We start from the raw sequence: 12,743 nt of genomic DNA on the forward strand, positions 1-12,743 counted from the left end.
GACCAGCCATGCGGCCGCGGCCAGCGCCAGCAGCAAGCCCAGCCCCTTGCCAAACATGCGCGCGGCCCCGGCGCCCGCCGGCAAGGCGTCGAACGCCCGCAGCATCACGGCCGACACCACCGCCAGGAAGGCCCAGCCCGTCATCTGCACCCAGGTCGGCACAACGGGGATCAGCATCCACCACGCGGTCGCCAGCAGCAACATGCCGAACAGGCGCTTCACGCCGTCCATCCAGGGGCCTGCCTTGGGCAGCAGCGCGCCGGACGAGGCGCCCACGATCAACAACGGCACGCCCATGCCCCAGGCCATGGCGAACAGCGCCGACCCGCCCAGCACCACGTCGCCCGTCTGCGAGATATACAGCAGCGCGCCCGCCAACGGGGCGGCCACGCAAGGCCCGACGATCAGCGCGGACAAGGCGCCCATCACAAGCGCACCGGTATAACGCCCGCCGGGAATGCGCGACGAGCGCTCCGCCAGCTTCGCCTGGATGCCCGACGGCATCTGGAAGGTGAACGCGTCGAACATTGCCAGCGCCAGCACGGCCAGCAAAATGGCGAACAGCGTCAGGATCCAGGGCGTCTGCAGCCAGGCGGCCAAGCCCGCGCCGCTCAGGCCTGCGGCCACGCCCAGCGCGGTATAGACCACCGACATGCCCAGCACATAGGTCGCCGCCAGCGCCAGTCCACGGCCACGCGTTGGCCGGGGCTGCGTCACGCCGCCCAGCACGATCGAAGACAGGATGGGGATCATTGGCAGCACGCAGGGCGTGAAAGCCAGCAACAGGCCCAGCACCAGGAACACGCCCGCGGTCTTGGCCCAGCCCAGGCCGCCCAGCGCGTCAGCCAGGCCGGTGTCGCCGGCATTGAACAGCGCGCTCAGTCCGCCCGAAGACGCGGCCTGCGACGCCGGCGCCAGTGCGGATGCGCCGCCGGCCAGCGCGTAACCGCCCGCCACCGGCGTCAGTTTCACGCTGCTGTCCATCGGCGGATAGCACAGGCCGGCGTCCGCACAGCCCTGGCCGGTCAAGGTCAGGGTGAAAGGCTGACTACCGGCGCCGACGGGCACGCGGATCACCACGTCCTTGTGGAAGACCTCCATGTCTTTCTCGAAGGTCGGGTCGTACTTGACCTCGCCCTTGGGGTACACCGCCTCGCCCAGCGTCGTCGCGCCGATAGGGCTGATCGTGATGCCGAAGCGCTCTCGGTACATGTAGTAGCCGGGCGCGACCTTGTAGCGCAGCTCCAGCGTGTCGGGCGCGGCCATCTGCGCGCTGAACACAAAGGCCTTTTCGGGATCCAGGAACTCGGCCTCGGCATGCGCCGCCGCCTGCCACCCCATCAGCAGCAGCGCCATCGCCAGGAACACGAGGCATTGCCTGAACAGGGCATGGGCCGCGCGGGCAGCGCGGGTGGCGTGAATCGGGCGCCGCGGCGCGCCGACACTACCGGCAAGTTGCAACATCAGTCTCTCTTGTTCTGCGTGACGGCCGTCTGCTCGCGCACCCAATCCAGATAAGGCGCCGCGCCACCGATGACCGGCAGCACGATGATTTCGGGCACATCATAAGGATGCATCTGCGCCAGGGCCTGAACCACTGCCTGGTGGCGCGCGTAGGTGGTCTTGATGTGGATGGGGACTTCTTCCGCCCCTTCGACCTCTCCGTTCCACTGGTAGATGGACAGGCCCGGCGCGCCAAGGTTCACGCAGGCCGCCAGCCCGTCTTCGACCAGCACGTGGGCGATGCGCTTCGCAAGCAGCACGTCCGGCGCATTGCTGATGACCAGCACGACGTCGTCATCGCGCAACATGGAGCCTCCTCGGGATACCCGTGTGAGATGTAACTCGGGGTATTTTATCGGTATTGCGGCGGCCGCCCGGATCCTCGGCGCCGGCCATGCCACCCAGCCATCCGTTTCCATCGAGGCACGCATGTCCGACAACTGCCTGTTCTGCCGCATCGCCCGGCACGAGATCCCCGCGCACGTCATCCACGAAGACGAACGCCTGCTGGCCTTCCTGGACATCCAGCCGGTGCGTCCGGGCCACGTCCTCATCATCCCGAAGCAGCACTACCCTTATTACGAGGACATGCCCGCCGATCTGGCAGGCCATATCCTGAACCTCGGGCAGAAGCTCGGACGGCACATGAAGCGCCTGTATGCCGTCGAACGCGTGGCCTTCGCCTTCACCGGCATCCACGTGGCGCACGCCCATGCCCACATCATCCCCATGCATCACACGCAGGACGTGACGTCCACGCAGTACATCGAACAGCAAGACCTCACGTTCAAGATGCCGCCCCAACCGCCTCAGGAGGCGCTGGCGGCTACCGCGGCGCAGTTGCGGGGGGAATTGCACGCCTCGTGATCCAAACGCCGTGGCGGGCGCGCAAATAAAACAAGGGCGGGTCCGAAGACCCGCCCTTGTCGCTTATCGAGCTACCGAGGATTACTCGGCGCTGTCCGCAGCGGCTTCATCAACTTCCGGACGGTCAACCAGTTCCATGAAAGCCATGGGAGCGTTGTCGCCTTGACGGAAGCCCATCTTCAGCACGCGGGTGTAGCCGCCGTTACGGGCCGCGTAGCGCGGGCCGATTTCGGCGAACAGCTTCACCACCGCATCGCGATCGCGCAGACGGGCAAATGCCAGACGCTTGTTCGCCAGCGTGGGCTCTTTGCCCAGCGTGATCAGGGGTTCGATGACGCGGCGCAATTCTTTCGCCTTCGGCAGCGTGGTCTTGATGGCTTCGTGGGTGATCAACGAAACGGCCATGTTGCGGAACATGGCAAGACGGTGACTGCTGGTGCGGTTGAGCTTACGCAAGCCATTACCGTGACGCATGATAAGTTTCCTTTGAATCTAAAGATGGCGTTCGCCATCGGGTTGCCGGCTCTTCTATCAACCTGCAATCAGGCCGCGGTCCGGTAGAAAACGGTGCATTTTACGACGATTTCGCAAACGGCCCGGCGGTAAAGCCGGGCGCTGCGGGAAACGCCCCGTTTCAGGGGCGCCACCCTCTTAAGACTTACGGACGCTCCAGACCCAGGGGCGGCCAGTTCTCGAGCTTCATGCCCAGAGTCAGACCACGTGCAGCCAGGACTTCCTTGATCTCGTTGAGCGACTTGCGACCCAGGTTCGGGGTCTTGAGCAGCTCGTTTTCGGTACGCTGGATCAGGTCGCCGATGTAATAGATGTTTTCGGCCTTCAGGCAGTTGGCCGAACGCACGGTCAGTTCCAGGTCGTCGACCGGGCGCAGCAGCACCGGATCGATCTGCGGCGTGCCGCGGACCGGGGCTTCGTACGAATCGCCAGCACCTTCCAGAGCGGCGAAGACCGAGATCTGGTCCATCAGGATGCGAGCCGACTGGCGCACCGCTTCCTCGGGCGAGATCACGCCGTTGGTTTCGATGTCCAGAACCAGCTTGTCCAGGTCGGTGCGCTGTTCCACGCGGGCGCTTTCAACCGCGTAGCTCACGCGGCGGACCGGGCTGAACGAAGCGTCCAGAACGATGCGGCCGATGGTGTGGGTACGGTCTTCCGACAGCGCGCGCACGTTGCCCGGCACGTAGCCGCGGCCCTTTTCAACCTTGATCTGCATTTCCAGCTTGCCTGCATCCGTCAGGTTGCAGATGGTGTGGCCGGGGTTGATGATCTCGACGTCGTGCGGCAGCTCGATGTCGCTGGCCAGCACGGTGCCCGCGCCGGTCTTGCGCAGAACCAGGGTCACTTCGTCGCGATTGTGCAGCTTGAAGACCACGCCCTTCAGGTTCAGCAGGATGTCGACGACATCTTCGCGAACGCCCGGGATGGTCGAATATTCGTGCACCACGCCCGTCATCTGGACTTCGGTCGGCGCGTAGCCGGTCATCGAAGACAGCAGGATGCGGCGCAGGGCGTTGCCCAGCGTGTGACCGTAGCCACGCTCGAACGGCTCCATCACGATCTTGGCATGGTGCGTGCCGACCGGTTCGACTTCAATGGAGCGCGGCTTCAGGAAACCTTGAGTGGACATTTACTGTGTTCCTTTTCAATACCCTCGGCTCGTTACACCGATAAGGCTGATGGACAGGGTGAAACATGAAACTCGGACAGCGCGAAAACGCCAGCCGATACTTACCGCAAAGCCCGCCCCACCAAAAGGCGGAAAGCGGGCTGCTGCGGAACGTGCAAACGGGTCGCGAGACCAGCTTCGTGCCGGCACACCTGCGAAGGAGGCGCCGGCCGAGACCTGATTAACGCGAGTACAGTTCGACGACCATCGATTCGTTGATGTCGCGAGCGACGTCAGCGCGATCGGGGACCGACTTGAACGTACCGGTCAGCTTGGTCGAATCGACTTCCACCCATTGGGGGATGCCGATGCTGGTGGCCAGGTCGAGCGATTCCTTGATACGGCCTTGCTTCTTGGCCTTTTCACGGATCGAAACGACGTCGCCAGCCTTGACCAGCATCGAAGCGATGTCAGCCGTGTGGCCGTTCAGTTCGATGGCGCGGTGGCTCACCAGCTGGCGAGCTTCGGCGCGCGTCGAGCCGAAGCCCATGCGGTAGACGACGTTGTCCAGGCGCGATTCCAGCAGCTGGATCAGGGTTTCGCCCGTGTTGCCACGGCGACGCTCTGCTTCAGCAAAGTACTTGCGGAATTGCTTTTCCAGCACGCCGTACATGCGCTTGAGCTTTTGCTTTTCGCGCAGCTGCAGGCCGTAGTCGGAAGTGCGGGCACCCGAAGTGCGGCCGTGTTGGCCAGGCTTGGAATCCAGCTTGCACTTGGAATCCAGCGAGCGACGGGCGCTCTTCAGGAACAGGTCAGTACCCTCGCGGCGCGAGAGCTTGCATTTGGGTCCAATATAACGTGCCATGTGGATTCCCTTTAGATACGACGACGCTTCGGCGGACGGCAGCCGTTGTGCGGAACGGGCGTGATGTCGGCGATGGACGAAATCTTGATGCCCAGCGCGTTCAGCGCACGGACAGACGATTCGCGACCGGGGCCGGGGCCCTTGATACGCACTTCCAGAGTCTTGATGCCGTACTCCAGCGCGACGCGGCCAGCCGTTTCAGCAGCGACCTGCGCGGCGAACGGGGTCGACTTACGCGAACCCTTGAAACCAGCACCGCCCGACGTGGCCCACGACAGTGCGTTGCCCTGACGATCGGTGATGGTGATGATGGTGTTGTTGAACGAAGCGTGAACGTGCGCGATGCCGTCCGAGACGTTCTTCTTAACCTTTTTGCGCACGCGCGAAGCGCCGCTGGTGGAAGCTTTCGCCATAATCCTGTTCCTCGATTATTTCTTCAGGGACGCAGCTGCACGACGCGGGCCCTTGCGGGTCCGTGCGTTGGTGCGAGTGCGCTGGCCGCGCACGGGCAAACCGCGCTTGTGACGCATACCGCGGTAGGTTCCCAGGTCGATCAAACGCTTGATCGAGAGCTGTACTTCACGACGCAGGTCGCCTTCAACCGTGAACAAACCAACATGTTCGCGGACGCGTTCCAATTCAGCGTCGTTCAGATCCTTGACCTTTTTGTCAAAGGGTACGTTTGCCGCTTCGCAAATTTTGCGAGCGCGCGTACGACCAATGCCAAAAATGGCGGTCAGTCCGATCTCGGCGTGCTGTTGCGGCGGGATGTTAATGCCAGCAATACGGGCCATGACTATTCCTTGAATAAATCTGTTGCGTAGTCGCTAACCCGAGTTAGCCTTGACGCTGCTTGTGACGCGGGTCGGTGCAGATAACACGCACCACGCCGTGACGTTTGATAACTTTGCAGTTGCGGCAGATCCGCTTAACCGATGCCATTACTTTCATGGTTGACTCCTAATTTTCCGTAATCCGGTTCCGCTCATTTGGAGCGGAAAACTATCCTGGCTCGCGTCAGATCATAGGGCGTGAGCTCCACTGTGACCTTGTCACCCGGCAGGATCCGGATGTAATGCATACGCATCTTGCCGGAAATATGGCCCAACACCACGTGGCCGTTTTCGAGCTTGACGCGAAATGTCGCGTTCGGGAGGTTCTCAAGAACCTCGCCTTGCATCTGAATGACGTCGTCCTTGGACATTCTTTTGCTTACCGCATCGGCAAACCCGCGCCCTTGAAGTTGGCCTTCTTGAGCAACGAGTCGTATTGGTGCGACATCATGTAGGCTTGAACCTGTGCCATGAAATCCATCGTCACCACCACAATAATCAACAGAGACGTACCACCGAAGTAGAAAGGAACGTTCCAGCGCATCACCAAGAATTCAGGCAACAGGCACACCAAAGTGATGTACAAGGCACCTGCGAGCGTCAGACGCATCAGGATCTTGTCGATGTAGCGCGCTGTTTGTTCACCCGGACGAATGCCCGGAACAAACGCACCACTCTTCTTCAGGTTGTCCGCCGTTTCGCGGCTGTTGAACACCAGAGCCGTGTAGAAAAAGCAGAAGAAAATAATCGCGACGGAGTACAGCGTGATGTAGAGCGGTTGACGAGGCGACAGGGCCGCAGCCAGGTCGCTAAGCCAGCGCATGTTCTCACTGCTGGAGAACCAGCTCGTGATCGTGGCCGGGAACAGAATGATCGACGACGCGAAGATCGGCGGAATCACCCCTGCCATGTTCAGCTTCAGCGGCAAATGCGAGCTTTGACCACCGTAGACCTTGTTGCCGACCTGACGCTTGGCGTAGTTCACCGTGATCTTGCGCTGTCCGCGTTCCACGAACACCACAAAAGCGGTAACCAGCACCACCAGAGCCACGATGAACAGTGCAGAAAGCACGGACATCGCGTTGGTGCGGACCAGGTCCAACAGTGCAGCCAGCGCCGCGGGCAAACCCGCAACGATACCTGCGAAGATCAGGATGGAAATCCCGTTGCCCAGACCGCGTTCAGTAATCTGCTCACCCAGCCACATGACGAACATGGTGCCAGTGACCAGAGTCACAACGGTCGTGAAGCGAAACAGCATACCCGGATCGATCACCAGTCCCTGTTGGGACTCCAACGCTACCGAAATGCCCACTGCTTGCACCAGCGCCAGCACGACTGTGCCGTAGCGGGTGTACTGGGTAATCTTCCGACGACCGGATTCGCCCTCTTTCTTGAGCGCTTCCAGCGACGGCACCACCACCGACATCAACTGCATGATGATGGATGCCGAAATGTACGGCATGATCCCCAGGGCAAAAATCGAGAAACGCGAGAGCGCCCCACCCGAGAACATGTTGAACAGGCCCAGGATCCCGCCCTGGTTCTGACGGAACAAGTCCGCCAGCGCATCCGGATTAATACCCGGTACGGGGATGTGTGTACCCAAACGGTAAACCACCAGGGCGAGCACCAGGAACACAAGACGGCGCTTCAAATCACCGTACCGTGCTCCGGTTTTGCCCAATGCCTGCGCGTTAGCCACTCGTCACCTCGTGATCAAGCAAGCGAGCCGCCCGCGGCTTCGATGGCGGTGCGAGCACCGGCCGTCGCGGTAATGCCCTTGAGCACGACCTTGCGCGAGAGTTCACCCGACTTGATGACCTTGGCGTAACGAACCGCCTGGCCAATCACGCCAGCCGCCTTCAGCACTTGCACGTCGACTTCGTCGATGGGCAGGGCTTGCAGGTCCGACAGACGAACTTCGGCATACAGGTGTTGACCGAGCGGGGTGAACCCACGCTTGGGCAGACGACGCTGCAGCGGCATTTGACCGCCTTCGAAGCCAACCTTATGGAAACCGCCCGAGCGCGACTTCTGGCCCTTGTGACCACGGCCGGCGGTTTTACCCAGACCCGAACCGATGCCACGGCCGACGCGGCGCTTGGCGTGCTTGCTGCCCTCAGCGGGCTTCAGCGAATTAAGTTGCATATCCGACATGGTGATTCCTTAGGCTTCCGAGACGGAAACGAGATAATCCACCTTACGGATCATCCCACGCACCTCGGGCGTATCGACCAGCACGCGGCTGCTGTTGATGCGACCCAAGCCCAAACCGCGAACCGTATCACGGTGCGATTGCTTGGTACCGATCACCGAGCGCACGAGGGTCACTTTGATCTGCTTCTGAGCCATGATTTACCCCAGGATTTCTTCGACCGACTTGCCGCGCTTGGCAGCAACATCGGCCGGGGTCAGGGAAGCGCGCAGACCGTTCAACGTGGCGCGAACCATGTTGTAGGGGTTGCTCGAGCCCAGGCTCTTGGCAACCACGTTACGCACACCCATCACTTCAAAAATAGCGCGCATCGGGCCGCCGGCGATAACGCCAGTACCTTCAGCAGCCGGCGAGATCAGCACGGTAGCGGCGCCATGCTTGCCAACCACGGTGTGGTGCAGCGTGCCGTTCTTCAGGGCAACCTTGAACATGCCGCGACGGGCCTGTTCCATTGCCTTCTGAACGGACACCGGCACTTCACGCGCCTTGCCCTTACCCATGCCGACGCGACCATCGCCATCGCCAACCACGGTCAGCGCGGCAAAGCTCATGGTGCGACCACCCTTGACCACTTTGCTCACGCGGTTGACCGCGATCATCTTTTCGCGGAGGCCGTCATCGTTCTCTTTTTCCGCGGCGTTCTTGCCTTGTACTTTAGCCATTTGACAGATCCTCGCTTAGAACTTCAGGCCGGCTTCACGCGCGGCATCGGCCAGCGCTTTCACGCGGCCATGGTAACGAAAGCCCGAGCGATCGAAAGCGACCAGTTCGATACCGGCAGCCTTGGCCTTTTCGGCCACGCGCTTGCCGACCAGCGTGGCAGCGGCAGTGTTGCCACCCTGACCGGTTTGGCCGGCCAGTTGCGCACGCACTTCGGCTTCCACCGTCGAGGCGCTGACCAGAACGCGATCGCCTTCCGGCGAAATGATGTTGGCGTAGATGTGCTGGTTCGAGCGGAAGACCGAGAGGCGGTGAACGCGCAGCTCGTTGATCTTCCGGCGGGTCGGAACCGCACGACGCAAACGGGAAACTTTTTTGTCCATGATTCGTCCTTGCGTGCGCCGTTATTTCTTCTTGGTTTCTTTGATGACGACGCGTTCGTCCGAGTAACGCACACCCTTGCCCTTGTAGGGTTCAGGTTCGCGGTACGCGCGGATTTCAGCGGCCATCTGACCGACGACTTGCTTGTTGGCGCCCTTGATGACGATTTCCGTCTGGGTGGGGCATTCGGCCTTGATACCGGCCGGCAACTGATGCAAAACGTCGTGCGAGAAACCGAGCTGCAGCTTAACGGCATCGCCTTGGATCGAGGCGCGGTAACCCACGCCAACCAGGGTCAGCTTGCGCTCGAAGCCCTTGCTCACGCCGGTAACCATATTGGCCACCAGAGCGCGCACGGTACCCGACATGGCATTGGCGTGACGCGTTTCGTTGGCGGCGGCAAACGTGAGCTTGCCTTCGTCCAACGCAACGGTGACGTCGCCAGTCAGGGCTTGGGTCAGGGTGCCCAGCGGGCCCTTGACAGTGATCTGATCCTGCTTGATGTCAGCTTCGACACCCTTGGGCAGTTCGACCGGATACTTAGCGATACGTGACATTAGAATTTCTCCTTAGGCCACGTAGCACAGCACTTCGCCGCCGACGCCGTTGGCGCGAGCCTTACGGTCGGTCATGACGCCGCGCGAGGTCGAAACGATAGCCACGCCCAGGCCGTTCATGACCTGAGGAATGCTGGTACGGCCCTTGTAGATACGCAGACCGGGGCGCGAAACGCGTTCGATGCGCTCGATAACCGGACGACCAGCGTAGTACTTCAGGGTGATCTCGAGCTCAGGCTTGGCCTGGGTGCCCTTGATTTCAAAGCTGTCGATGTAGCCTTCGTCTTTCAGCACAGCGGCAATAGCCGCCTTCAGCTTCGAGGAGGGCATGCTCACCGTAACTTTGTCCACTTGCTGCGCATTGCGAATGCGGGTCAGCATATCGGCGATGGGATCGCTCATGCTCATAATGTATCTCCTACCAGCTGGCCTTGGTGATGCCGGGGATTTCGCCCTTCATCGCCATTTCACGCAGTTTGTGACGCGTCAGGCCGAACTTGCGGAACACACCGCGCGGACGACCGGTGACCACGCAACGGTTACGTTGGCGCGTCGGATTGGCATTGCGCGGCAGCTGTTGCAGCTTGAGCCGAGCTTGGTAACGTTCTTCGTCGGTCTTCGACTGGTCGTCGATGATCGCCTTCAACTCAGCGCGCTTGCCAGCGAACTTGTCAGCCAGCTTGGCGCGCTTGATGTCGCGATTGATGAGGGAAAGTTTTGCCACGTCATCAGCCCCTTAGTTACGGAACGGGAAGCTGAAGGCCGTCAACAGCGCCTTGGCTTCTTCGTCGGTCTTCGCGGAGGTGGTGATGCTGATGTTCAGCCCACGCAGCGCGTCGATCTTGTCGTACTCGATTTCGGGGAAAATGATTTGCTCTTTCACCCCGATGTTGTAGTTGCCACGGCCGTCAAATGCACGACCCGAGATACCACGGAAGTCGCGCACGCGAGGCAGCGCGACCGCAACGAGGCGATCCAGGAATTCATACATGCGTTGACCACGCAGCGTGACCATGCAACCAATCGGGTAGTTTTCGCGGATCTTGAAACCGGCGATAGCCTTCTTGGTCTTCGTCACGACAGGCTTTTGGCCAGCGATCTTGGTCAGGTCCGACACCGCGTGTTCGATAACCTTCTTATCGGACACGGCTTCCGAGACACCCATGTTCAGGGTGATCTTGGTGATGCGCGGCACTTCCATGACGCTCTTGTAGCCAAACTTGGCCTGCAGGTCGCCAGCGACCTTGCTCTTGTAGAAATCTTGCAAACGAGACATGTCTATCGCCCCTTACGCCTTGGCGCCGACAACGGCACCATTGGAACGGAACACGCGGACCTTGCGACCTTCGACTTCTTGAACGCCCACGCGGTCGCCACGACCGGTTGCGGGGTTGAAGAGCGCCACATTCGAGATGTGGATCGGCATGGTCTTTTCGACAATCCCGCCCGGGTTGTTAGCCATCGGGTTGGCTTTCACGTGCTTCTTGGCGATGTTGACGCCTTCGACCAGAACGTGGTCGGCATCAACACGAGCCAGCACGGTACCGCGACGCTTCTTGTCGCGGCCGGTCAGGACGATGACTTCGTCGCCTTTACGAATGTTGTTCATCGTAGGGCTCCTTACAGCACTTCCGGGGCCAACGACACGATCTTCATGAACTTCTCGGTACGCAGTTCACGCGTAACGGGTCCGAAGATGCGGGTGCCGATGGGCTCCAGCTTGGCGTTGAGCAACACGGCGGCATTGCCACCGAAACGAATCAGCGAACCGTCTTTACGGCGCACGCCCTTGGCGGTACGAACCACCACGGCATTGTAAATTTCGCCTTTCTTGACGCGTCCGCGCGGAGCCGCATCTTTGACGCTCACCTTGATGATGTCGCCGATACCGGCATAACGGCGCTTGGAGCCACCGAGCACCTTAATGCACATGACATGACGCGCACCAGTGTTATCGGCCACGTCCAGCGTGGTCTGCATTTGGATCATGATTTTTCCTGTTCCAACTTAACTGGAAATACGGTTTTCCCAATAAGGGAACACTGCAATTCCTGCCAGTTTTGGTCCCGTCAGGTCTGCCGCCCTGCTTTATGTGTTGTAGCGCTAGAGCTTTCGCCCTATCTCTGCAACTGGTTGGCAACGCAACGACCCTGGGTTGAAATCCTGCGGGTATTCCCCCAACACGCCGACTAGTCTTCGAAACAACTTTCGGTTAACTGGATCGACAATCTGGGAAAGCTGATCATTCTAGCGTGGTTAAATTTTGAGCGCAAGCACTTTGTTGGAATGACGCACAAAACACCACGCCCCCTCTATGAGGGGAATGGTTTGCGGGCCATCCGCCCCTTATTTGTGGCGGTAAAAGCCCTTCTCCCAGGCATCGTGGTTGGCCTTGCCGCGCCGGATTTCGTCCGTGAACGGGGCCGCCCTGAGCACCAGGCGATTCAGCCATTTTACCGGAACCCGGCACGGGCGTTCAAAGTCTACGAACAACACGGCCCGCAAGCCGTCCGTATCGTTGTGCACCTGGTGCGGATACAGGTCGTCGAACACCACGGCGCGGCCTTCCCGCCAGCTGTAGCGTTCGCCCCCGACCTCGATCCAGCACCGGTCGGCCGGCTCGGGGACGACCAGCCCCAGGTGCAGGCGCAGGACGCCGTTGTACGGGCCGGTGTGCAGCGGGATCCGCTTACCGGGCTCAAGGATGGAGAAGAAGGCGCTGCGGATGCCCGGGATCCCTTCAAGCGCCCGAGCCGTGGCCGGGCAACTGGCCAGGTTGCGTTCGGAACGCAGCCCGTAGCCCATGAAGAGGAACGTCTTCCATTGATCGTCGGACGTGATCATGCCCACATCGGGGGAGATCTCGTGGAAGGCCGGCAACTGCTGCCGTTGCGCCAGCAGCCCCGTCAGTTCGGCGCGGATGGCAGGCGTTTGGGCCTCCAGTGCGGCGATCCAGGGGAACTGGCTGTTTTGGAAGATGGGGCGGTCGCCCACCAGCGACGCCCGGGCGATCCGGTGGCGCAGCCAATCGATGAAGCGGAACAACACGCGGGAATAGAGGCTGGACTTGCCAGCGGGACGCGCGTCGACGGGTTGCACGATGGGTTCGGTGATAGTCGGCCAAAGAGCCCCATTGTGGCCATGCGCGCAAGGGCTGGCAAGAAGGAACGCAGCGCCTCGGATTGGCTCCAGGTTCGCGCGCGGGAGTGGCCCTCCCTGGGGCGGACAAGCTGGT

Annotated in this window: 22 protein-coding genes; 1 reads left to right on the forward strand and 21 read right to left on the reverse strand. The window is 61.0% G+C overall.

All coding sequences use genetic code 11. The features are described from left to right. The coding region (dsbD, locus tag HG262_RS05650) for a protein-disulfide reductase DsbD (protein WP_169270115.1) at positions 1-1,464 on the reverse strand (1,464 nt) is incomplete at its 3' end. Beyond that, positions 1,464-1,811, reverse strand: coding sequence for a divalent-cation tolerance protein CutA (gene cutA / locus HG262_RS05655; protein WP_006227424.1), 348 nt, complete (start codon positions 1,809-1,811; stop codon positions 1,464-1,466). The genes dsbD and cutA, both read right to left, overlap by 1 nt. A gap of 121 nt (positions 1,812-1,932) precedes the next feature. Here cutA and HG262_RS05660 point away from each other — a divergent pair, with 121 nt between their 5' ends. Further along, positions 1,933-2,370, forward strand: coding sequence for an HIT family protein (locus HG262_RS05660; RefSeq protein WP_169270116.1), 438 nt, complete (start codon positions 1,933-1,935; stop codon positions 2,368-2,370). Positions 2,371-2,451: 81 nt separating this feature from the next. Here the strand turns inward: HG262_RS05660 and rplQ are convergent, their stop codons facing one another. From rplQ to HG262_RS05755, 19 genes are all read right to left on the reverse strand, one after another. Then, positions 2,452-2,844, reverse strand: coding sequence for a 50S ribosomal protein L17 (gene rplQ / locus HG262_RS05665; RefSeq protein ID WP_006216513.1), 393 nt, complete (start codon positions 2,842-2,844; stop codon positions 2,452-2,454). 184 nt (positions 2,845-3,028) lie between these two features. After that, entirely contained in the window at positions 3,029-4,015 is a 987-nt protein-coding gene (gene rpoA / locus HG262_RS05670; protein WP_169270117.1) for a DNA-directed RNA polymerase subunit alpha, read from the reverse strand. A gap of 220 nt (positions 4,016-4,235) precedes the next feature. Then, entirely contained in the window at positions 4,236-4,859 is a 624-nt protein-coding gene (gene rpsD, locus HG262_RS05675; protein WP_006227422.1) for a 30S ribosomal protein S4, read from the reverse strand. Positions 4,860-4,870: 11 nt separating this feature from the next. Continuing rightward, positions 4,871-5,272 (reverse strand): 30S ribosomal protein S11, encoded by a 402-nt coding sequence (rpsK, locus tag HG262_RS05680; RefSeq protein ID WP_006216516.1) that lies wholly within the window; start codon positions 5,270-5,272, stop codon positions 4,871-4,873. A 15-nt stretch (positions 5,273-5,287) separates the two neighbouring features. Beyond that, positions 5,288-5,653, reverse strand: a complete 366-nt coding sequence (gene rpsM / locus HG262_RS05685) for a 30S ribosomal protein S13 (RefSeq protein WP_006216517.1) — start codon at positions 5,651-5,653, stop codon at positions 5,288-5,290. Positions 5,654-5,696: 43 nt separating this feature from the next. Then, positions 5,697-5,810, reverse strand: coding sequence for a 50S ribosomal protein L36 (rpmJ, locus tag HG262_RS05690; RefSeq protein ID WP_003806928.1), 114 nt, complete (start codon positions 5,808-5,810; stop codon positions 5,697-5,699). A 34-nt stretch (positions 5,811-5,844) separates the two neighbouring features. Then, on the reverse strand, positions 5,845-6,063 hold the full coding sequence (infA, locus tag HG262_RS05695) for a translation initiation factor IF-1 (RefSeq protein WP_003806927.1): 219 nt from the start codon (positions 6,061-6,063) through the stop codon (positions 5,845-5,847). Positions 6,064-6,071: 8 nt separating this feature from the next. Then, positions 6,072-7,397, reverse strand: coding sequence for a preprotein translocase subunit SecY (gene secY, locus HG262_RS05700; protein ID WP_105555710.1), 1,326 nt, complete (start codon positions 7,395-7,397; stop codon positions 6,072-6,074). A gap of 14 nt (positions 7,398-7,411) precedes the next feature. Beyond that, a complete protein-coding gene (gene rplO / locus HG262_RS05705) occupies positions 7,412-7,852 on the reverse strand; it encodes a 50S ribosomal protein L15 (protein ID WP_105555709.1) in 441 nt (146 codons plus the stop codon). A gap of 9 nt (positions 7,853-7,861) precedes the next feature. Then, positions 7,862-8,047 carry a 50S ribosomal protein L30 gene (gene rpmD / locus HG262_RS05710; RefSeq protein ID WP_006216520.1) on the reverse strand — a complete coding sequence of 62 codons (186 nt, stop codon included), beginning with the start codon at positions 8,045-8,047 and terminating at the stop codon, positions 7,862-7,864. 3 nt (positions 8,048-8,050) lie between these two features. Continuing rightward, complete coding sequence (rpsE, locus tag HG262_RS05715) at positions 8,051-8,572, reverse strand: 30S ribosomal protein S5 (protein ID WP_006216521.1); 522 nt, start codon at positions 8,570-8,572, stop codon at positions 8,051-8,053. A 15-nt stretch (positions 8,573-8,587) separates the two neighbouring features. Continuing rightward, positions 8,588-8,953 carry a 50S ribosomal protein L18 gene (gene rplR, locus HG262_RS05720; RefSeq protein WP_006227039.1) on the reverse strand — a complete coding sequence of 122 codons (366 nt, stop codon included), beginning with the start codon at positions 8,951-8,953 and terminating at the stop codon, positions 8,588-8,590. Between the two features lie 21 nt (positions 8,954-8,974). After that, the gene (rplF, locus tag HG262_RS05725; protein ID WP_006227038.1) at positions 8,975-9,508 is read right to left on the reverse strand and encodes a 50S ribosomal protein L6; all 534 of its coding nucleotides are present in this window, start codon (positions 9,506-9,508) and stop codon (positions 8,975-8,977) included. A 12-nt stretch (positions 9,509-9,520) separates the two neighbouring features. After that, complete coding sequence (gene rpsH / locus HG262_RS05730) at positions 9,521-9,916, reverse strand: 30S ribosomal protein S8 (RefSeq protein WP_006216525.1); 396 nt, start codon at positions 9,914-9,916, stop codon at positions 9,521-9,523. Positions 9,917-9,926: 10 nt separating this feature from the next. Further along, positions 9,927-10,232, reverse strand: coding sequence for a 30S ribosomal protein S14 (gene rpsN, locus HG262_RS05735; RefSeq protein WP_105555707.1), 306 nt, complete (start codon positions 10,230-10,232; stop codon positions 9,927-9,929). Between the two features lie 12 nt (positions 10,233-10,244). Next, positions 10,245-10,784, reverse strand: a complete 540-nt coding sequence (rplE, locus tag HG262_RS05740) for a 50S ribosomal protein L5 (RefSeq protein ID WP_006216529.1) — start codon at positions 10,782-10,784, stop codon at positions 10,245-10,247. A 12-nt stretch (positions 10,785-10,796) separates the two neighbouring features. Next, positions 10,797-11,117, reverse strand: coding sequence for a 50S ribosomal protein L24 (gene rplX, locus HG262_RS05745; RefSeq protein WP_105555706.1), 321 nt, complete (start codon positions 11,115-11,117; stop codon positions 10,797-10,799). 11 nt (positions 11,118-11,128) lie between these two features. Continuing rightward, positions 11,129-11,497, reverse strand: coding sequence for a 50S ribosomal protein L14 (gene rplN, locus HG262_RS05750; protein WP_006216531.1), 369 nt, complete (start codon positions 11,495-11,497; stop codon positions 11,129-11,131). A 357-nt stretch (positions 11,498-11,854) separates the two neighbouring features. Beyond that, positions 11,855-12,607, reverse strand: a complete 753-nt coding sequence (locus HG262_RS05755) for an aspartyl/asparaginyl beta-hydroxylase domain-containing protein (protein WP_169270118.1) — start codon at positions 12,605-12,607, stop codon at positions 11,855-11,857. Between the last annotated feature and the right edge of the window lie 136 nt (positions 12,608-12,743).

This window comes from Achromobacter sp. Bel, assembly GCF_012928505.1.
Lineage (GTDB): Bacteria > Pseudomonadota > Gammaproteobacteria > Burkholderiales > Burkholderiaceae_B > Achromobacter.